The sequence below is a fragment of the Mumia quercus genome (assembly GCF_025506335.1).
Taxonomy (GTDB): domain Bacteria; phylum Actinomycetota; class Actinomycetes; order Propionibacteriales; family Nocardioidaceae; genus Mumia; species Mumia quercus.
In genome coordinates this window covers 91,849-112,154 of the sequence record NZ_JANZYO010000003.1, presented here as the reverse complement: position 1 = coordinate 112,154, position 20,306 = coordinate 91,849, and the positions used below count along the sequence as shown (strand labels likewise).

The 20,306-nt window shown below is 70.5% G+C and carries 15 protein-coding genes; 10 read left to right on the top strand and 5 right to left on the bottom strand.

What is annotated here, in order from left to right; genetic code table 11:
- The first annotated feature begins 94 nt into the window (after positions 1-94).
- The 7 genes from NYZ95_RS07135 to NYZ95_RS07105 all read left to right on the top strand — a co-directional run bounded on the left by NYZ95_RS07135 (position 95) and on the right by NYZ95_RS07105 (position 10,737).
- Positions 95-3,619, top strand: a complete 3,525-nt coding sequence (locus tag NYZ95_RS07135) for a bifunctional glycosyltransferase/CDP-glycerol:glycerophosphate glycerophosphotransferase (RefSeq protein WP_262850156.1) — start codon at positions 95-97, stop codon at positions 3,617-3,619.
- On the top strand, positions 3,616-4,728 hold the full coding sequence (locus tag NYZ95_RS07130; protein WP_262850154.1) for an acyltransferase family protein: 1,113 nt from the start codon (positions 3,616-3,618) through the stop codon (positions 4,726-4,728). Before NYZ95_RS07135 ends, NYZ95_RS07130 begins: the two co-directional genes overlap by 4 nt.
- Before the next feature lie 46 nt (positions 4,729-4,774).
- A complete protein-coding gene (locus NYZ95_RS07125) occupies positions 4,775-6,535 on the top strand; it encodes a glycosyltransferase family 61 protein (protein ID WP_262850152.1) in 1,761 nt (586 codons plus the stop codon).
- A 26-nt stretch (positions 6,536-6,561) separates the two neighbouring features.
- Positions 6,562-7,560 carry a dTDP-glucose 4,6-dehydratase gene (gene rfbB, locus NYZ95_RS07120; protein WP_262850150.1) on the top strand — a complete coding sequence of 333 codons (999 nt, stop codon included), beginning with the start codon at positions 6,562-6,564 and terminating at the stop codon, positions 7,558-7,560.
- Complete coding sequence (locus NYZ95_RS07115) at positions 7,557-8,936, top strand: sugar nucleotide-binding protein (RefSeq protein ID WP_262850148.1); 1,380 nt, start codon at positions 7,557-7,559, stop codon at positions 8,934-8,936. The genes rfbB and NYZ95_RS07115 overlap by 4 nt, the downstream gene beginning before the upstream one ends.
- Before the next feature lie 65 nt (positions 8,937-9,001).
- On the top strand, positions 9,002-9,823 hold the full coding sequence (locus NYZ95_RS07110) for a class I SAM-dependent methyltransferase (protein WP_262850146.1): 822 nt from the start codon (positions 9,002-9,004) through the stop codon (positions 9,821-9,823).
- A complete protein-coding gene (locus NYZ95_RS07105; RefSeq protein WP_262850144.1) occupies positions 9,820-10,737 on the top strand; it encodes an SAM-dependent methyltransferase in 918 nt (305 codons plus the stop codon). The genes NYZ95_RS07110 and NYZ95_RS07105 overlap by 4 nt, the downstream gene beginning before the upstream one ends.
- A gap of 12 nt (positions 10,738-10,749) precedes the next feature.
- On the opposite strand, the gene NYZ95_RS07100 is transcribed toward NYZ95_RS07105, so the two are convergent.
- The gene (locus NYZ95_RS07100; protein ID WP_262850142.1) at positions 10,750-12,387 is read right to left on the bottom strand and encodes a long-chain fatty acid--CoA ligase; all 1,638 of its coding nucleotides are present in this window, start codon (positions 12,385-12,387) and stop codon (positions 10,750-10,752) included.
- A gap of 291 nt (positions 12,388-12,678) precedes the next feature.
- Here NYZ95_RS07100 and NYZ95_RS07095 point away from each other — a divergent pair, with 291 nt between their 5' ends.
- Positions 12,679-14,058, top strand: a complete 1,380-nt coding sequence (locus tag NYZ95_RS07095; protein WP_262850140.1) for a M14 family zinc carboxypeptidase — start codon at positions 12,679-12,681, stop codon at positions 14,056-14,058.
- A gap of 50 nt (positions 14,059-14,108) precedes the next feature.
- On the opposite strand, the gene NYZ95_RS07090 is transcribed toward NYZ95_RS07095, so the two are convergent.
- The gene (locus NYZ95_RS07090; protein ID WP_262850138.1) at positions 14,109-15,551 is read right to left on the bottom strand and encodes an Ig-like domain repeat protein; all 1,443 of its coding nucleotides are present in this window, start codon (positions 15,549-15,551) and stop codon (positions 14,109-14,111) included.
- A 115-nt stretch (positions 15,552-15,666) separates the two neighbouring features.
- Here NYZ95_RS07090 and NYZ95_RS07085 point away from each other — a divergent pair, with 115 nt between their 5' ends.
- Together NYZ95_RS07085 and NYZ95_RS07080 are read left to right on the top strand one after the other, a co-directional pair.
- Positions 15,667-16,893: an NADH-quinone oxidoreductase subunit D gene (locus NYZ95_RS07085; RefSeq protein ID WP_262850136.1), complete on the top strand. Its 1,227-nt coding sequence runs from the start codon at positions 15,667-15,669 to the stop codon at positions 16,891-16,893.
- A 167-nt stretch (positions 16,894-17,060) separates the two neighbouring features.
- Complete coding sequence (locus NYZ95_RS07080) at positions 17,061-17,837, top strand: metallophosphoesterase (protein ID WP_262850134.1); 777 nt, start codon at positions 17,061-17,063, stop codon at positions 17,835-17,837.
- Positions 17,838-17,846: 9 nt separating this feature from the next.
- Here NYZ95_RS07080 and NYZ95_RS07075 read toward each other — a convergent pair whose 3' ends face one another.
- The 3 genes from NYZ95_RS07075 to NYZ95_RS07065 are packed head-to-tail and all read right to left on the bottom strand — an operon-like array spanning position 17,847 to position 20,303.
- Complete coding sequence (locus tag NYZ95_RS07075; protein WP_262850132.1) at positions 17,847-18,806, bottom strand: ABC transporter substrate-binding protein; 960 nt, start codon at positions 18,804-18,806, stop codon at positions 17,847-17,849.
- A 16-nt stretch (positions 18,807-18,822) separates the two neighbouring features.
- Entirely contained in the window at positions 18,823-19,587 is a 765-nt protein-coding gene (locus NYZ95_RS07070) for an ABC transporter permease (protein WP_262850130.1), read from the bottom strand.
- On the bottom strand, positions 19,584-20,303 hold the full coding sequence (locus NYZ95_RS07065; protein ID WP_262850128.1) for an ABC transporter permease: 720 nt from the start codon (positions 20,301-20,303) through the stop codon (positions 19,584-19,586). The genes NYZ95_RS07070 and NYZ95_RS07065 overlap by 4 nt, the downstream gene beginning before the upstream one ends.
- Between the last annotated feature and the right edge of the window lie 3 nt (positions 20,304-20,306).

Genomic DNA, 20,306 nt, shown 5'->3' with positions numbered 1-20,306 from the left:
GGTGCGCTGACGCCAGGACGGGGTCGCCCACCGGGTACAGTCTTTCCTCGGCGCGATCCCCTCCTGTTCTGGTACGAAGGAGCCTCTCCACACCATGGCCCGAGACACCGCCTTGTCGCGCGCGGCACGCAGAGCCTGGCACTGGCTTCCCAGCGGGGTACGCGGACGGGCGGGTGGGCTCAAGCCGCCGCGCCTGAGCGTCGTCATCCCGGTCTACAACGTCGAGGAGTACGTCGAGGAGTGCCTCGACAGCGTCTTCGGGCAGTCGCTGACCGACCTCGAGGTGATCGCGGTCGACGACGGCTCGACCGACTCGAGCCTCAAGATCCTGCGCGAGTACGCCACCCGGGAGCCGCGCCTGAGCGTGCTCCACCAGCAGAACGAGGGCCAGGGCTCGGCCCGCAACCACGGGGTGACGCGCGCGCGGGGGACTTTCCTGACCTTCGTCGACGCCGACGACACCATTCCCCCGGGCGCATTCGCGTACATGGTGCGCTCGCTCGAGAAGTCGGGCTCGGACTTCTCGGTGGGGTCTGTCCGCCGTACGAAGAACGGCCGCCTCAGCAACCCCTGGTGGGTCAAGATCGTGCACGGCCAGGACCGGATCGGCGTGACGATCGACGACTTCCCCGAGGCGTTGCTGGACGTCATCGCCGCCAACCGGATGTTCCGTCGGGAGTTCTGGCTCGACAAGGTCGGCGGCTTCGAGGCTGGGATCGCCTACGAGGACCACGTCCCGATGGTCGCCGCGTACGTCCGCGCCTCGACCTTCGACATCCTCAAGCGCCCGACCTACCACTGGCGGATGCGCGAGAACCGCACGTCCACCAGCCAGCAGAAGCACGTCCTCAAGAACCTCACCGACCGGATCACGGTCAAGGCGCAGGCCCAGGCGATCGTCTCGCAGGAGGCCTCGGCGTCGGTGTACGCCAGCTGGGTCGCCCGCGTCCTCGACACCGACCTGTCGCTCTTCATCTCCCACGCCGACGCCGCCACCGAGGAGTACCGACGTGTGCTCCAGGACGCGATGCGCATCTACGTCGACGAGGCGACGCCGGAGGCGTGGGCGCTGGTGCGTTTCCACCAGAAGGTCCGGACGTGGCTGGCCGCGGACGGCGCCTGGGACGCGATCGAGGACTTCGCCGCGTACCTGCGCGAGTGGGGCAACGTCCCGCCGACGAAGGTCGTGGACGGCCGGGTCTTCGCGGACGTGCCCCTCGCCGAGATCGTCGGCCGTGACGTCCCCCTCCACCTGAGGGAGCTCGGAGCGAACGAGACGGCGCTCCACGCCCGTCTCAAGCGCGCCCGGTGGGAGGGAGACTCCCTCGTGCTCGAGGGGTGGGCGTACGTGCCCGGCGTCGACCTCGCCGACGCCGTCCCGACCGTCCGCGTCGTGCTGCGCTCCGAGACCGGAGACGAGATCCCCCTCCCCGTCGAGCCGCTGGTCGACGTCGAGGCCACACGGACCGCCGACACCTTCAACGCGTCGTACGACACCTCGGCCTTCCGTGCCGTCGTGGATGCAGCAGCACTGCCCTCCGGCAGCCGGTGGACGCTCCAGATCACGGTCGACGCCCGCGGCGTCGTCCGCTCCGGCCCGGTCCACCAGCCGGTGCCGGGATCGTCGGCCGCCGGACACGCCTTGTCGGCCCGGCGCCTCGGCGACCTGCTCGTGGTCGCGCAGTGGGACCCGACCGACGGCTTCGTCCTCACCGCCGAGCCGCCTGTGGGCGAGCTCGTCGACGTGTTGGTCGACGGCCGCACGGTCGTGGGGACCGTGGCCAGCGACGCGCCGCTCACCCACGTCGTCGCGTCGTCGCCCGGTGCTGCCAAGGACGTGCAGACCCGCGTCTCGGAGACAGGGTCGGGCTACGCGTTCTCGCTGGAGCTCCCGCCGACGACCGCCGACGGGATCCCGTTCGCCGCGACCTGGTCTCTGCGCGTCGTCACCCCCGGTGGGCGCAAGCCGCTCGTCTGGGCGCAGCACCTGCCGGCCCGTGTCGGAGCGCGCGCGACGGGCTCGGTCGCCGCCGAGCGCTCGAGCCGGGGCGAGACCCTGCTGCGCGCCGACAGCCCGCGCGCCGACGTCCGCAGCGCCGAGCTCACCGAGGACGCGCTCACGCTCGTCGTCGAGACCGAGGGCGTGTCCGCCGCCGAGCTCGCGACGCTGAGACTCGCCAACGACCGCATCCTCTTCCACGCCGACGACGTCACGCCGGCGGGCGCGGACGCCTTCACCGTGCGCATCCCCGCCTCCTACCGGCCCTTCGGGGGCGCTGCGGTGCCGCTCGACCCGGGGCACTACGCGCTCCTGCTGACCTTGGACGACGGACGCGAGGCCAAGGTGTCGGCCACCGCCGCGTACCTCGAGTCCTGTCCCGTCGAGACCCGCACGGACGCTCTCGGCGTCCGGTTCACGGTCGCCAAGGACGGCGGCGCCCGTGCCACGGTCTTCGCGCCTCTGACCGACCTCGAGCGCTCGAAGTACGGGCAGCGTCAGCTGCGCACCTGGTACCAGGAGACCCCCCACGAGCCGGAGGACAGCGTCCTCCTGCAGTGCTACCGCGGCGAGTTCGCCACCGACAGCCAGCGCGCGATCCACGAGCGGCTCCGCGAGGTGAGGCCCGACCTCACGCTGTACTGGGGTGTGGCGAGCTGGTCCACCGAGGTGCCCGAGGGCGCGGTCCCGTTGCTGATCGGGTCGCGGGCGTGGTTCGAGGCGCTCGGCCGCTCGCGCTACCTCTGCAACAACATCGACTTCGACTCGTTCTTCCGCAAGGGCGCGCACCAGCGGTTCCTCGAGACGTTCCACGGCTACCCCTTCAAGTCCATGGGCCGCACGTTCTGGGAGGGCAAGAACCTCTCGGCCGGCCGGATCCGCCGCGAGATCGACCGCCGCAACGCCGAGTGGGACGCGATCCTCGTGCCCAGCGAGGAGTGCGCCGAGTTCTACCGCCGCGAGTACGACTACGCGGGCGAGATCCTGGTGACCGGCTACCCGCGCTCCGACGCGCTCGTCAACGCCGACGCCCCGGCCCGTCGGACCGAGGTCCTCGCCCGGCTGGGCATCGACCCGGCCAAGAAGGTCGTCCTCTACGCGCCGACGTACCGTGACGCCCTCACGACGCGCGTCTTCGCCGCGAAGCTCTTCGACGAGCTCGACCTCGCGCAGTTCTGCGCCGGTGTCGGCGAGGACGTCGTGCTCCTCCTGCGGGGCCACAACAACAACCAGCGCGAGCTCGACCGCGAGCGTCGCTTCGGTCAGGTGGTCGACGTCACCGACTACCCGGAGATCAACGACCTCGTCCTCGCGGCCGACGTGGCGATCCTCGACTACTCGTCGCTGCGCTTCGAGTGGGCGCTCACGGGCAAGCCCGCGGTGTTCTTCGTCCCCGACCTCGACACGTACTTCGAGGGCCGTCCTCCGCTGTTCGACTTCGCCCCCACGGCACCGGGTCCGCTCCTGCAGACCACGGCCGAGGTCGTCGATGCCGTCCGCGACGCCGACGGCGTCCGCATGGAGTACACCGAGGCCATCGAGGCGTTCAACGTACGGTTCAACCGGCTCCAGGACGGCCACGCCACCGAGCGCGTCGTCGAGGCGTTCTTCGAGCGATGACCGACGCGGCACGCCAGACCGGATCCGCGGACGCGACGACGGCGCCGGCGCGGCCCGTCAGGGTGCCGCTGTGGGACAACGCCCGGTGGATCGCGATCACCCTGGTCGTGGTCGGGCACGCGATCGAGGTGCCGAACCGCAGCGACCTCGCGTTCGGGCTGTACTTGGCCATCTACTCGTTCCACATGCCGTTGTTCGCCTTCATCTCGGGGCGCTTCTCGCACGGCGGGGCACTGACCTCCCGCGAGACCCGCGGGATCCTGACGCACATCGTCCTCCCGCTGGTCATCTTCCAGTGCGTGTGGACGCTCTTCGCGTGGTGGCGGCTCGGCGTGCTGCAGATCGACTTCATCACGCCTCGGTGGATTCTGTGGTTCCTGCTGGCGCTCGCGCTCTGGCGGCTGACACTGCCGCTCTTCGCGCTGATGAGGCACCCGTTCCTCGTCAGCGTGCTGGTGGCGTGCGTCGCGGGCTACTCCCCCGGCGCCGGCACGCTTGCGGCGACCAGCCGTACGCTCGTGTTCCTCCCGTTCTTCGTCGCCGGCTGGTGCCTCCACGAGCGCGGCGGACTGACCACGCTGCTTCACGTGCTGTCGAAGTGGTGGGTCCGCTGCCTGGCGGGGGTGCTGGTGGTGCTGGTCACCGTGCTGGCGGTCACGAGGGCCGACCTGATGCGCGAGCTGATGCTCCGCAAGTGGTTCCAGGGCGAGTGGAACTACGCCCGCCTGGGCAACGAGGAGTGGTGGGCCGGCTTCGAGCGGGCCGCCGTGATGGCGGTGTCCTTCGTCATGATCGCCGCTGTCCTCGCGCTCGTGCCACGCCGCCAGACGTTCTTCACGCCCTGGGGCGCGCGCACCATGAACGTCTACCTGCTGCACCTCTTCCCGATCGTCGTCGCCACCGACATGGGCCTCATCTCGGTGGACCGTGACAGCGTCGAGACGATCGTCGGGCTCGTCGTCATCGCGATCGTGTGGTCGGCGGTGCTCTCCACACGAGCGGTCGACGTCGTGTTCGGACCATTCACCCATCCACGTGCGCGGTGGCTCCTCCGCGACGAGGACGACGCACCGCCTGGCACCGGCCGCAGGAGCACGCGCGCGGGCTGACTGCGTGACGGGTGGCGGAGAACCCGCCGACGTGCAGGATGGCTGCATGACGGGGGACACTCTGGACACGATCGGCCTGCGGCGCGAGGTGCCTCAGGCCTCCGACCGCCTCGACTACCTGTCCGCCTACGAAGCAGCCGTGGCTGCGCTGGCCGTCGCGCTGACCGACGTGGTCGTCGTCGGCCGTGCGGACGCGACGGCGCTCGGCAACACGTTCGCCGAGCGGTACCCGGACGCGACCGTGCAGGTGCTCGCCAACGGGAAGCCGCCCGACGACACCACGGAGCAGGAACCGCTGCCGAACGTGCACGTCCACCGCTGGCATCGCACGGACGACCTTCCCCCGATCCTCTCCGCGCTGCCCCGTCCGCAGCTGCTCGTCCTGTCGCTGCGACGCAGGACGGCGGGCAAGGTGGGCGCGCTCCACCAGGTGCACGGGTACGTCGTTGCCGGCGGGGTCCTCGCTGTCGAGCACATCGACCGCTCTCGCAAGGACACCTCCACAGCGAGGTACGGGGACTCGGTGCGGGCCGTGCTCGAGGAAGCAGCCCGCCGCTCGACGCGTCCCCCGGCGAAGCACGGCTGGGTCACCTGGATCGACGCGCTGGCCCAGTCCCTGGAGGACGTCAGCTACCACGGGCAGCTCGCGCTGGTGACCAAGCGCGAGACGGTGCGGCGCATGCTGCACACCGCCGAGACCGCTGGGGTGCTGGAGGCACGTTATGGGGACGACAGCCCGCTGGCCGTGCTGGACTCCAGGCCGGGGTTCACCTTCGAGAGCACGGCGGTCGTCACCTCCCACGGGCGGGGCCCCGCGATCGCGCACGGCCCCTTCGCGATCCCCCCGCTCGAGATTCGGCACTACACGCGCGCGCTCTCGTACCCGCGGCAGCTGCTCTCCTACGACGACTACTGGCTCCCCGACAGCTTCCGTCACCAGCACGCTCCTCGGCTGAAGCACCGCGGTCTGCTGCGCGCCAACCCCGACCTGGCGCTGGAGCGCGAGACCTGGCGGCCGTCGCAGACGCGTCGTTGGGACGGGCCGGTGTACTACCTCGACACCGAGTTCCCCGGGCACTTCGGCCACGTGGGCACCGAGGTCATCTCCCGGATGTGGGGGTGGGAGCGCGCCCGTGAGGAGTTCCCCGACATCCGTCCGCTCGTCAGTCTGCGGGACGAGCAGACGGCAGTCCCGTCGTTCGTGCGTGCGCTCTTCGACGCCTACGGCATCCCCTCGTCGTCGCTGGTCGTGCAGCAGGGAGACGAGGCGCTCGAGCTCGCGGACGTGGTCACGGCCGACCCCGAGTTCGAGAACCCGCTGTACGCCGCCCCCGCCATCGCCCAGACCTGGGAGCGGATCCGCGCCTCGTTCGCCTCGGTGGAGCCGCCCGTACGAGCGGAGCGGATCTTCGTCACGCGGCGGTCGAAGCGCCTGTGCCTGCAGGCGCCGCAGGTCGAGAAGTTCTTCGCCGACCACGGGTTCGCCATCGTCAGTCCGGAGAAGTACTCCTACGGCGAGCAGGTCCAGCTGTTCGCCCAGGCCCGCATCGTCGCGGGCTACGGCGGCAGCGGGATGTTCACGATGATGCACGCTCCCGACGCCCGGGTGATCCTCATCTCCGGCGACGGCTACTCCGCGCAGAACGAGGCGCTCATCGCGGCGGTGAACGGAAACGACGTGCACTACTTCTGGGGGAAGACGCAGCGGACCGAGCCGGACCCCAACCAGCGACGCATCCCGTTCGGAGACGACTTCACCTTCAACCTGCGACGCTACCGCCGGGCGCTGCGACGACTTCTCAAGTAGGTTCGCTGCCTCGCTATCCTGACTCGATGCACAAGATTCTCGTGACCGGTGGCGCCGGGTTCATCGGGTCCAACTTCGTGGAGCACCTCGTCCGCGAGACCGATGCCTCGGTCAGCGTGCTCGACAAGCTCACCTACGCCGCCAACCGCGAGGCCATCGACGCCCTGCCCGAGGGACGGGTGCGTCTCGTCGTCGGTGACGTCGCCGATGCCGGCACCGTCGACCCGCTGGTGGCCGAGCACGACGCCGTCGTCCACTTCGCCGCGGAGTCGCACAACGACAACTCGTTGAACGATCCGAGCCCCTTCGTGCACACGAACCTCGTCGGCACCTTCACCCTCCTGGAGGCGGTGCGGCGCCACGGCACCCGCTTCCACCACGTCTCCACCGACGAGGTCTACGGCGACCTCGCGCTCGACGATCCCGAGCGCTTCACCGAGTCGACGCCGTACAACCCGTCCAGCCCGTACTCCTCCACGAAGGCCGGCTCCGACCTCCTCGTACGCGCGTGGGTGCGGTCGTTCGGCGTGGCGGCCACCCTGAGCAACTGCTCCAACAACTACGGCCCGTACCAGCACGTCGAGAAGTTCATCCCCCGCCAGATCACCAACGTCCTCGACGGGCGTCGCCCCAAGCTGTACGGCCAGGGCCTCAACGTCCGTGACTGGATCCACACCGAGGACCACTCGCGGGCGGTGCGCACGATCCTGGAGGACGGCAAGATCGGCGAGACCTACCTCATCGGCGCGGACGGCGAGAAGAACAACCGGGAGGTCGTCGAGACGATCCTGGAGATCATGGGGCAGCCGACCGACGCGTACGACCTCGTCACCGACCGGCCCGGGCACGACCTGCGGTACGCGATCGACTCCACCAAGCTCCGGACCGAGCTGGGCTGGGAGCCGCGGTTCACCGACTTCCGCGCAGGCCTGGAGGCCACCGTCGCGTGGTACCGCGACCACGAAGAGTGGTGGCGTCCGATGAAGGACTCCGTCGAGGCGCGCTACGCCGAGGCTGGACAGTGAGCTCGGGCCTGACCGTCCGTCCGACGTCCATCGAGGGCCTGCTCGTCGTCGAGCTCCCCCTCCACGGCGACACCCGTGGGTGGTTCAAGGAGAACTGGCAGCGCGAGAAGATGCTGGCGCTCGGGCTGCCCGACTTCGGACCTGTCCAGAACAACGTCTCCTACAACGCCAGCGCCGGCGCCACACGCGGGATCCACGCCGAGCCGTGGGACAAGTTCGTCTCGCTGATGACCGGCAAGGCGTTCGGCGCGTGGGTCGACCTACGGCCCGGCCCCGGCTTCGGGACCACCGTCACCGTCGAGCTCGACCCGGGAGTCGCGGTCTTCGTGCCGCGCGGCGTCGGCAACTCCTACCAAGCGCTCGAGGACGGGACGACCTACGCGTACCTGGTCAACGAGCACTGGCGTCCGGACGTCGTCTACACGGCGGTGGCGCTCGACGACCCGGCGCTCGGCATCGACTGGCCGATCCCGATCTCCGACGCGGAGGTCTCCGACAAGGACCGCGCCAACCCGCTCCTCGCCGACGTCACCCCGATGGAGCCACGGCGCACGCTGATCCTCGGGGCGTACGGCCAGCTGGGGCGGGCGCTGCGCGCGGTGCTTCCCGACGCCGACGCCGTCGACCTCGACACCTTCGACATGACCGACCCGGCCGCGTACGAAGCGGTGGACTGGACGCGGTACGACACCGTCGTCAACGCGGCCGCCTACACGGCGGTCGACGTCGCAGAGACCGAGGAGGGGCGGGTCGCCGCGTGGGCGGCCAACGCCACCGCGCTCGTGCACCTCGCGACGACCGCGGCGCGGCACCGGCTGACCGTCGTCCACGTCTCGAGCGACTACGTCTTCGACGGCACGCGAGAGGTCCACGACGAGACCGAGCCGTTCTCGCCGCTCGGCGTCTACGGTCAGAGCAAGGCGGCCGGTGACGCCGTGGTCTCGACGATCGCGCGGCACTACGTCGTCCGCACGAGCTGGGTCATCGGCGACGGCGGCAACTTCGTCCGGACGATGGCGCGCCTGGCCAAGGACGGGGTCAGCCCGTCGGTCGTCGACGACCAGTACGGGCGCCTCACGTTCACCGACGAGCTCGCCCGAGGCATCGTCCACCTCCTCACGAGCCGCGCTCCGTACGGGACCTACAACCTCAGCGGCGCGGGCACCCCCACGTCCTGGTACGAGATCGCGCGCGACGTGTTCGCCCGGTGCGGCCGCGACCCGGAGGACGTCACGCCGACGTCGACCGAGGCGTACGGCGAGGGCAAGGACCTCGCTCCCCGACCGAGGCACTCGGTGCTCGACCTGACCAAGATCGAGGCCACCGGGTTCGTGCCGCGCCCGGTGAGCGAGTCGCTCGACTCCTACCTCGCGTGACCCGGGGATCGGGCAGCACGTCTGGTTAGAGTGAAGGACAGCCCGGCCACGGAGAGGGGGACCACGTGAGCCCGTCGGTGAAGTCGTTCGCCGTCGCCCGGGTCAAACCGTTGCTCAGCGACACCGCCTGGGCGTGGCTGCGCGACCCGCTGGGGCGTCGAGGTGCTCCCCCGCCGTCCTCGCCGGCCGCGCGGCTCTCGGACATGGACCTCACGCAGCTGGCGCAGCACTTCAAGACGGACAAGTGGGGCAGCCACCGCTACACCCCGCACTACGAGCGCCACTTCGCGCCGTGGCGCGACGAGGCGATCAACGTCCTCGAGATCGGCATCGGCGGTTACGCCCGCGAGGGCCGGGGCGGCAAGTCGCTGCGCATGTGGAAGCACTTCTTCCGCCACGCGCAGATCGTCGGCCTCGACATCCAGGACAAGTCGTTCGTCGACGCCCCGCGGATCAGGACGTACCAGGGCAGCCAGACCGACCCGGAGGTCCTGCAGCGGATCATCGACGAGACCGGGGAGCTGACGATCGTCATCGACGACGGCAGCCACCGCTCGGACCACATCCGCGACACCTTCGCGTACCTCTTCCCCCGGCTCGCCCACGGCGGCATCTACGCGATCGAGGACACCCAGACCTCCTACTGGCCCGAGCGCGGCGGCAGCGAGGACCTCGACGACCCCACGACGACGATGGCGCTGGTCAAGTCGCTCGTCGACGGCCTCCACCACGAGGAGTTCGTGGACGAGTCGTACGAGCCGACGTACACCGACCTGCACGTCGTGGCCGTCCACTGCTACCACAACCTCGTGATCATCGAGAAGGGCGACAACCGCGAGGGCACCCGCCGTCGCGCCATCCTCAAGAGCCGGTACGCCGACGGGTGATCGACTGGCGTACGGCATGGGACCAGGCGCTGTACGGCGACGCAGGGTTCTACCGGACCGAGTCGCCTGCCGCGCACTTCCGCACGTCGGTGCACGCGTCGACCGCCTTCGCAGCCGCCGTCCTCGCGTACGCGCGTCGCCACGACCTGCACGCCGTGGTGGACCTCGGCGCCGGCCGCGGCGAGCTGCTGACGGCCCTGGACGCGGCCGCGCCGGGCGAGCTGGCCCTGCTCGGGGTCGACCTGCGTCCCCGCCCTGCGGAGCTGCCCGAGCCGATCGGCTGGAGCGCCGAGATGCCCGCGCACGTCGACGGCCTGCTGTTCGCCAACGAGCTGCTCGACAACGTCCCGTGCGAGGTCGTCGAGCGCGACCAGGACGGAGCTCTCCGGACGGTGCTGGTCGACCCGGCGAGCGGTGCCGAGGAGCTGGGCGCTCCCGTGCGCGACCCGGAGGTCCTCGAGTGGCTGGCGGCCTGGTGGCCGCTCGACGAGCCCGGCGAGCGAGCCGAGGTCGGGCTCAGCCGGGACGCGGTCTGGCGTGAGGCGGTGTCGCGCCTCGAGCACGGCGCGGCGCTGGCGGTGGACTACGGGCACCTCCGGCAGGACCGCCCCCCGTACGGAAGCCTGCGCGCCTACCGAGGCGGCACGGAGGTCGAGGTCCGCCTCGACGGCACGTGCGACGTCACCGCGCACGTCGCCGTCGACGCCGTGGCCGCCGCGGTCGGTGGGACGCTCGCACGACAAGGCGGCGTCCTGCGCGATCTGGGCGTCGACGGGAGCCGTCCCCCGCTCTCCCTCGCGTCGACCGATCCTCAGGGCTACCTCCGCGCCCTCGCTGCGGCCTCGGAGGCGGCCGAGCTCACCGCCTCGGGCGGCCTCGGCGACTTCTGGTGGATCGAGACGCGCGTCGGGTGACGCTCGGACACGTCACGGCGCCCGGACGACGTCCAGGTCGCCGTCCGCGTACGCCCGGCGCAGCACCTTCTTGTCGAACTTGCCGACCGAGGTCCGCGGGACGGCCTCGATGAACGTCCACGCGTCAGGCAGCTGCCACTTCGCCACGGAGCCCGACAGGTGCTCGCGCAGCTCCTCCGGCGTGACGGTCGCGCCAGGGCGGACCACCACGGTTGCCAGCGGACGCTCCTGCCACTTCTCGTCAGGGATGCCGACGACGGCGGCCTCGACGACGTCGGGGTGGGCCATCAAGGCGTTCTCGAGATCGACCGACGATATCCACTCGCCGCCGGACTTGATGACGTCCTTCGCCCGGTCGGTGAGCGTGACGTAGCCGCGCGGGTCGATCGTGCCGACGTCGCCGGTGTGCAGCCACCCGTCACGAAACTTCTCGGGGTCGTCGTCGCGGTAGTACGCGCCGGTGATCCACGGCCCCCGCACCTCCAGCTCCCCGACCGCCACACCGTCCTGCGCGAGCGGCTCGGCCTGGTCGCCGACGATCCGCGCCTCGACGCCGCCGAGCACCCTGCCCTGGCACGCGCGGTAGCGCCATGCCTCGTCCTCGTCGACGCCCACCGGCGGGATTCCCGACGTCGCGACCGGTGAGGTCTCGGTCATCCCCCAGGCCTGCTGGACGCGGACGCCGTGGCGTTCCCACAGCGCCTGCTGCAGCGCCAACGGCACCGCGGAGCCTCCGCACAGCGCGAGCCGGATCGACGACAGGTCCGACGGATGCTCGTCGACCCACCCAAGGAGGTCGTTGAAGATCGTCGGGACTCCGCCAGCGAGAGTCGGCCGTGTCTCCTCGATGAGCCGTACGAGCGGCTCTGCCTGCAGCCACCGGTCCGGCATCACGAGCGACGCACCGACGAGGACCGCCGCGTACGGGAGCCCCCACGCGTTCGCGTGGAACATCGGCACGACCGGCAGCACCCGGTCGGACGGCCCGATGCCCGCGTTGTCGCCCATCGCCATGGACATCGAGTGGAGGTACGCCGAGCGGTGGCTGTAGACGACGCCCTTGGGGTTGCCGGTGGTGCCGCTGGTGTAGCACATGGCGGCGGCGTCACGCTCGTCGATCTCGGGCCATGCGAACGAGTCCGGCTCCACCGCGAGCGCCTCCTCGTACCGGACGACCTGCTTGCCCGAGGACTCCAATGGACCGAGGTCGACGGACTCCGAGCCGGGCCCGGCCACCAGCACGTGCGTGACGGTCTCGAAGGTCGGTAGCAGCGCGGCGAACGGCGTCAGCAACGAGGCATCGACGATCACGACCGTGTCCTCGGCGTGGTTGACGACGTAGGTGACCTGCTCCGGGAAGAGCCGGATGTTGATCGTGTGGAGGACCGCCCCCATGGACGGCACCGCGAGGTACGCCTCCAGGTGCTCGGCGTTGTTCCACATGAAGGTGCCGACGCGCTGGTCGCCGTCCACGCCCAGGCGGCGCAGCGCGTTCGCGAGGCGCGCCGCCCGCCGGCCGACCTCCCCGTACGTGCGCGACCGCGTCCCGTCGGCAGTCGCCGTCACCACCACCGCCTCGGCGTGGGCCGTCGTGCCGTACTGCATGATCCGCCCGAGTCCGAGCGGGACGTCCTGCATCGTGCTGCGCATCGCGACCTCCAAGCGTGTGGCCTGGAGCACAGTGTGCCTGAGGTGGCCCGGGGTCGACCAGGCCCGCGCGTTGGTTCCTCAGTGGTCACGCGCGCGACGTCGGTGACCACTCACGCACCAACGCGTCGCTCGGCGCTCCCTTAACACGTCCACCTTCGACTTGTCTGCGATTTTCACGAACTCAGGTTGCCGCCTCCCGGCGCGTCCGCGAACGTGAGGGACACCTCACGTGGCGACCCGACGACCCGACGTCGCTCGAGAACGGTTGACCACCAGCGAAAGGAAGATCCCTTGCGCTCGAATCGCCTCACCCCCTGGTCCAAGATCCTGGCCGCTGCCGCAGGGGCAGCACTGGCCGGGTCCCTCCTCGCCGCGAGCGGGACGTCAGCAGGCGCCGACCAGCGCGACGACGCCCTCGAGAAGGCGCTCGCCGCCGCCGCGGACGACGCGCCCGCGGCACTCCAGACCCCGTTCGAGGCCGCCGGCGGAGCCCGCTGGACGACCCACCCTGAGTCCTTGACGTTCTACCGCCAGCTCGACCGGTCCAGCGACCGCGTCGTGGTCCGCAACATCGGCCGTACGACGCAGGACCGCCCGCTCCAGCTCGTCTCGGTCGGGCAGCCTGCCCCGAAGAGCCAGACCGAGGCCGCCGACGGCTCGGTCGCCATGTTCGTCTGCTCGGTGCACGGCAACGAACCGTCCGGCCGCGAGGCGTGCATGAAGCTCGCCCGCGACCTCGCGACCAGCAAGGACGCCGCCGTCACCCGGTTCCTGTCCCGCACCACGGTGCTGTTCCTCAACGCCAACCCCGACGGATGGGTCGCCAACACGCGCGGCAACGCCGACGGTGTCGACGTCAACCGCGACTACCTCGCACTCGAGACGCCGGAGGCGCGCGCGGTGACCAAGGTGATCCGCGACTGGAACCCGGACATCCTCAACGACCTCCACGAGTACGGCCCGAGCCAGTACTACCGGACCGACCTCCTCCACCTGTGGCCCCGCAACCGCAACGTCGACGACACCATCCACAGCCTCAGCCAGGAGATGAGCGAGGAGTACTCCGCGGCGCAGGCTCGCGGCGAGGGCTTCACAGCAGGCATCTACGGCCACTACGTCAAGGACGGCGAGCCGTTCCTCCAGGTCGCCGGTGACGAGCAGGTCCGCATCCTGCGCAACTACGCCGGGCTCGTGAACGTAGTCGGGATGCTGAGCGAGACGGCGACCCGACCCCTGAACGACGACGAGGCGGCCGACGTCCGCGTGCTCAACAACCGCCGGGTCGACACGAACTACGCCAGCGCGGTCGGATCCACGCAGATGGTCGCAGAGAACCGCGAGACGCTGATCCGGGAGACCGCTGCGGCCGCGGAGCGGCAGGCCGAGCTGGGCGCGTCGCAGGGCGGCGTCGTCTACTTCGGCGGTCAGGACGACATGATCCCGACCGACCCGGACCAGGTCGAGCCGGAGCCGATGTGCGGCTACCGGATCACGCCGGAGGTCTTCCAGCAGGTCCGTCGGGCGCTCAACCTGCACGACCTCGCGTGGACCCGCAGCGCGGGCTCGTACGTGGTGAGCCTCGCGCAGCCCAACCGCGCGCTCGTGCCGCTGATGTTCGACGAGCGGTCGGAGTACCGCCTCGCCCAGGGCACTCCGCTCGAGAGCTGCTGACACAGCGCGGCGCCCGCGTCCACCGTCGTGGTGGACGCGGGCGCAGTCGGTCAGCGGACCCGCAGGACCACCTTCGCGCGCGACCCGCCGTACGACGACGAGCCGGCGTACACCACCCGGATCACGTGCTTACCGCGCTTCTTCAGCTTCGGCAGGCGCACCGTCACCCGGCCACGCTTGCTCACCGTCAGCGTCGCGTTCACGAGACGCTTCTTCCCGTCGAAGACGGTCACGCGTCCGGTCGGGCGCAGCGACGTGCCTCGGGGCGTCACCGTGGCGGTCAGCTTCGCCCGCTGCGTGCGCGTCACCGTCTTCTTCGCCAGGCGCGCCTTCGTGACCGTGCTCGCCTTGGTGATCCGCAGGCTCGCCCGCGCCGCGGCGGTGGTGGGCGAGTAGTCCGCCTTGTACGACGCCGTGATCGCGTGGGTGCCCACGGCGAGGCCGGCCGGGACGGTCACCGCCGCCCCGCCGCGAGACAGGCGGACCGTGCCGAGCGCGCGCGAACCCGCACGGAAGGTCACGCTGCCCCCGGCGTACGTCCCTCCGCGGGTCATCGCCACCGTCACGCGCGACTGCCTCCCGTACGTCGTGCGTGCCGGGCTGAGGGTCAGCCGGCCACCCACGGCCTGCGGCTGCTCCGCCAGGGTGACCTGCCAGCGGGCGGTCCCCAGCGCCGCCTTCGCCGGAACCCCGAGCACCCGAGACCCTGCAGAGGTGGCCGCGAGCTCGACCGAGCTGAAGAAGGAGAGGTGGTCACCGCCGCCGTAGATGACAGGGGCGGTGGCGATCACGACGCCGCGCTCGGTCCGGGCGGGCTGTCCTGGGTGCCGATAGGTTGCGTCGGCGCGCAGCGAGCCACCGTCTCCGCTCCGGATCCAGCTCACGTCGGAGAGCGTGACGTCCCGGCGCGGGCTGGCGTACCGGACCGTGCCTCCCGTCTGGACGTGGCCGACCCCCTTCACAAGATCGGTGAGCGGGTATCGCACCTTGGCCGGATCACTGGGATCGACCACCGCACCGGCCGACGGCGTGACGGTCCCTCCTTCGGCGACCACGGCCGCGCGGAGCGGGTCTGCACCCCAGGTCAGCGACGAGCCGACGGCGGCGTAGCGACGTGCCGGGAGGACCGCGACCCGCCCTGTGCCGGTCACGGTGGTTCCGCCCGCGACGAGCTTCCCCGTCACCGTGAGGGTCCCCGTGGGAAAGGGACCACGCAGGCTCCCCGCGTACTGCTGAGGCTTGGAGCCGGCGACGGCCTCGAGAGCGACCGTCTTGCCGGCCACGGAGGCGGTCATGGTCCCCGATGCCTCGTCACCGCCCACGGTGAAGGAGATCCACAGGTCGCCGTCGGAGAAGATCTCGCTCCAGCCGTTGTACGTCAGGGTCGTCGCGGCGTTCGCCGGCGGGGCCGCGACGAGGACGCCGAGGGCGAGAAGCGCAGACGTCAGCAGCGCGAGCAGGCGCCGAGACGACGTGGAGACAAGAGACAGCACAGACCCTCCAGACAGGTGTAGGTTGCGCGTCCCCCGACCGCGTCGTCATTGTGTCACCCCATGGGTCAGCCCAGGCGGCCTCGCTGGCGGGCGGTACGCCGCTAGGCTGATCGGCATGTCCGCGAGCGAGGCCGGAGGCGACCAGCCCAGCACCCCGACCCGGCTCACCGTCGGTGTCGGCGCGGGGGCTGCCGGGTTCGGGCACGAGCGTGGCGGTGGCGTCGACCTCGACACCACCGACATGGTGCTCAACGTCGGCCCGCAGCACCCGGCGACCCACGGCGTGCTCCGTCTGCGCCTGACCCTGGACGGAGAACGGATCGTCGGGTGCGAGCCGATCGTCGGCTACATGCACCGCGGCGTCGAGAAGCTCTTCGAGGTCCGCGACTACCGCCAGATCATCGTCCTTGCGAACCGGCACGACTGGTTGTCCGCGTTCTCCTCCGAGCTCGGTGTCGTGCTCGCTGTCGAGCGGATGCTCGGACTGGAGGTGCCCGAGCGCGCCACCTGGGCCCGTACGCTGCTGGCCGAGCTCAACCGCGTCCTCAACCACCTGCTGTTCCTCGGCTCCTATCCGCTGGAGCTCGGCGCGATCACGCCGCTGTTCTACGCCACCCGCGAGCGCGAGACGATCCAGGAGGTCATGGAGGAGGTCTCCGGCGGCCGGATGCACTACATGTTCAACCGTGTGGGCGGCCTCAAGGAGGATCTCCCCGCCGGATGGCTCGGGCGGGTCACCTCCGCCGTCGGCGCCGTACGCGGGCGGCTCGGCCAGATCGAGGACATGCTCCTCGACAACGAGATCTTCGCCGCCCGGACCAAGGGTGTGGGTGTGCTGAGCCCGGAGCTGGTCCACGCGTACGGGGTGTCGGGGCCCATCGCCCGTGCCTCGGGCGTCGACTTCGACCTGCGCCGGGACGAGCCGTACCTCGCGTACGCCGAGCTGGCCGCCGACAAGCACCTGCGCGTCGTGACGCGGACCGAGGGCGACAGCTACGCGCGGTTCGCGTGCCTGCTCGAGCAGGTGCGGGTCTCGCTCGACCTCGCCGACGCGTGCGTCGCGCGGATGCACGACCTGCCGGTCGGGCCCGTCAACGTCAAGCTGCCCAAGATCCTCAAAGCGCCCGAGGGGTCGACGTACGCCTGGACCGAGAACCCGCTCGGCATCAACGGCTACTACCTCGTGTCGCGCGGAGAGAAGACGCCGTGGCGGCTCAAGCTGCGCTCGGCCTCGTTCAACAACATCGCGGTCCTGCCCGAGGTCGTCCGCGGATGCGTCGTGGCGGACCTCATCTCGATCCTCGGCTCGATGTTCTTCGTCGTCGGCGACATCGACAAGTGAGTGTGGCATCCGTGGCGGTGCTCGGTGCGGGTTCAGTGCTCATATCCGGCACCAAACCCGCACGTTGTTGCCTGTGGACGGCGCTCCGCCCCCGCCATCTCGGCCGTCGCCTGCGTGTTCGGCGGGCCGCCCGGCACGGATCCCCCTAAGGTCGGGGGGTGGAAAGCGTGTGGGCCGTAAGCGACATCCATGGACACCGCAAGGAGCTGGAGGCGACGCTGACGGCCGCCGGTCTCCTCGACGACGGGCACTGGGCCGGCGGTGAGGCGCGGCTGTGGTTCCTCGGCGACTACGTCGACCGGGGCCCCGACGGAATCGGCGTGATCGAGCTGGCGATGCAGCTCCAAGAAGAGGCTCCGCGATCCGGCGGTCAGGTCTCCGCCTTGCTCGGGAACCACGAGATCCTCATGCTCGGCATGCAGCGGTACGGACCGACGCCGGTGCCGAGCGACTCCCGCTACAGCTTCGAGGTGAACTGGATCGGCAACGGCGGCGTCGTCCGCGACCTCGAGCGGCTGGAGCAGCGCCACCTCGACTGGCTGACGTCGCTTCCGGCGGTCGGCAGCGACGCGGACCACCTCCTGCTCCACTCCGACACCAGCGCCTACCTGCTGTGGGGCGAGCAGGTCGACGACATCAACGACGCGGTGCGGGCCGAGCTTCAGATGCCCGACCTGACGACGTGGTGGGAGATGTGGCGTCGCCTGACCTCGCGCTACGCCTTCGCGCGCGAGGACGGTGTCGAGACGGCGACGCGCATGCTCGACACCCTCGGCGGCCGTCGCATCGTGCACGGCCACACGATCGGCGCGCTCATCCGCGGCGGCTCGGTGACGCCCGAGGACGAGCCCGTGCTCTACGCGGACGGGCTCGCCCTCGACATCGACGGCGGCATCTACCTGGGCGGACCGTGCCAGCTCGTCCGCCTGGACGAGCAGGACTGATCCGTCCCGTCAGCCCAGCAGGCCCTGGTCCTCGAGGTACTCCTTGGCGACGTCGGCCGGCTTCTCCCGATCGACGTCGACCTTCGCGTTGAGCTCGGCAAGGTCCTCGGTGGTGAGGGCGGTCGAGAGCTCGTTGAGCGCGGTCGAGACGTCCGGGTTGTCCTCCAGCCACTGCGAGTTCACCGCAGGGATGAGGTTCTGGGCGGGCTGCAGGCCCTTGTCGTCCTCGAGGAGCACGAGCCCATCGTCCTCCAACGCGCCGTCGGTCGTGGCGACCTGCACCAGCTGAACCTCGCCGCCGGTCGCGGCGTCCTTGCCCTCACGGCTGCCGAAGCCGAGCGGGAGGACCTCGGTGATGTCGATCCCGTAGACCTCGCGCAGCCCCTTGGCGCAGTCCTGCCGGTCCTTGCAGTCCGGGGCAGCAGCCAGCTTCACCGGAAGCTTGGCGGCACCGAGGTCGGAGAGCGTGGTCAGGTCGTTCTTCTCGGCGAACTCCTTGGTGACCGCGTAGGCGTTCTGGTCGGTCGCTGCGGCAGGCTCGAGGAGGGTGACGCCCACGCTCTCGGCCAGGGTGTTGACCGCGTCGAGGGTCTGCTCGACGTTGTTGCTCGTCACCGGCTTGGCCGTGGGGCCGTTGGCCTGGGTGTTGAGGTAGTCGCCGATCCCGGCGAGATACTCGGGGACGACCTGCACCTTGTTGCTCGACAGCTGGTCCATGTAGACCGCCCGGGTGTCGACGAGCTTCTGGGTGACGTCGTAGCCCTCGTCCTCGAGCATCTGGCCGTAGAGCTCGGCCAAGATCTGCATCTCGGTGAAGTTCTGGCCGGACACGGTCACCGGTCCCTTTGCCCGGTCACCCGACTGCGGGTTGGGATCGTCGCCGCCACAGGCGGGCAGCGCGACCAGCGCGACCCCGCAGGCGAGAGTGGCTGCTACGCGGCGGACGCGGCGCAGTGTCGTGCTGTCCATGGAGTCCCTTTCGTTGTCACGACCCGGTGGTCGCGGTGTCTGTCGACGGTGACGCGATCTGCGGTGTGTGGACCAGACCATCATGGCCGCTCCCGCTGACACGGCGCATCGGGTCGACGGCGCGCTCCACGAGCGCCGCGATCCCCTCGAGCACAAGGGCACCCAGCGCGACGAGGATCGCGCCCCCGATGACGTAGCGGTACGTGTTGTTGCTGAACCCGTACGTGATGGTGTTGCCGAGTCCCGGACCGGCGACGAGTGCGGCGATCGTCGCGGTCGCCCACAGCTGGACGACCGCCAGCCGGACACCGTTGGCGACCAGGCGCGCAGCGAGGGGCAGCTCCACCTTGCCGAACACCTGCCACTCGCTCATCCCCGTGCCGCGTGCGGCCTCGACGACCTCCGGGTCCACCTCGCGGACACCCACGTACGCGTTCGTGATCACCGGCGGAAGTCCGAAGAGGACGAGCGCGATCAGCGTGGCCATCCCCGCACGCCCGTACGGGCCCAGGACGTCGGTCCCGACCGGTCCGAGCGACAAGAGCGCGAGCACCGCGAAGACCGGGATCGCACGCCCGACGTTGGAGACGTTGATGGCGAAGGTGCCGCCGCGCCCCCGGTGCCCCAGCCACAGGCCGAGCGGGAGCCCCACGAGGGCGACGACGAGCAGCGCGGTGACGGTGAGCAGCGCCTGCTCGACCAGCTGCTTGCCGAGGCCGTCGTTGCCGGACCAGCTCGCAGGGTCGAGGAGGAAGGCGACCGCCTCGCCGAGCTCGTTCATGTGGCCACCCCCCGCGTCCACGGTGTCACGAGCCGGGTGAACGCCACCAGGACCAGGTCCAGCAGCACCGCGAGCACCACGCACAAGACGCTGGTCGTGAGGACCTGCGCCTTGAAGCTGTCGTCGATCCCGTTGGCGAGCATGTTGCCGAGCCCTCCGTACGCCACGATCGTGCCGAGCGTCACCATGGCGACGGTCGAGACGGTCGCGACGCGCAGGCCGGCCATGACGATCGGGGTCGCCAAGGGCGCCTCGACTCGCGTCAGCAGCCGCAGCCGTCCGTACCCGAGACCGGTCGCTGCCTCGATCACCTCGTCGGGCACGGCATCGAGCCCGGCCAGGACGTTGCGGACGAGGATCGCGAGCGAGTAGAGCCCCAGGCCGACGATCACCGTGGTCGGGCTCAGCCCCGTTGCCTGGGCGAGGAGCGAGAACATCGCGAGCGACGGGATCGTGTACACGATGGTGGTGCTGCCCATCAGCAGCGAACGCATCCGCGGGCGGTTGCGGGCGAACAGCGCCAGAGCGACAGCCAGCACGAGTCCGAGCGCGACCGAGGTCACCGTGAGGTAGACGTGCTGCACCGTCGCGTCGACCAGCTCCGGCGCGTACTTCTCCACGTACTCGGGGCAGATCCACGCGTTCACGCTGCGCGCGTAGCACGGAGGGTCGGCCGCGAGGAGTGGGGACGGGGTCACGCCGGCGGCTAGGCTCACGAC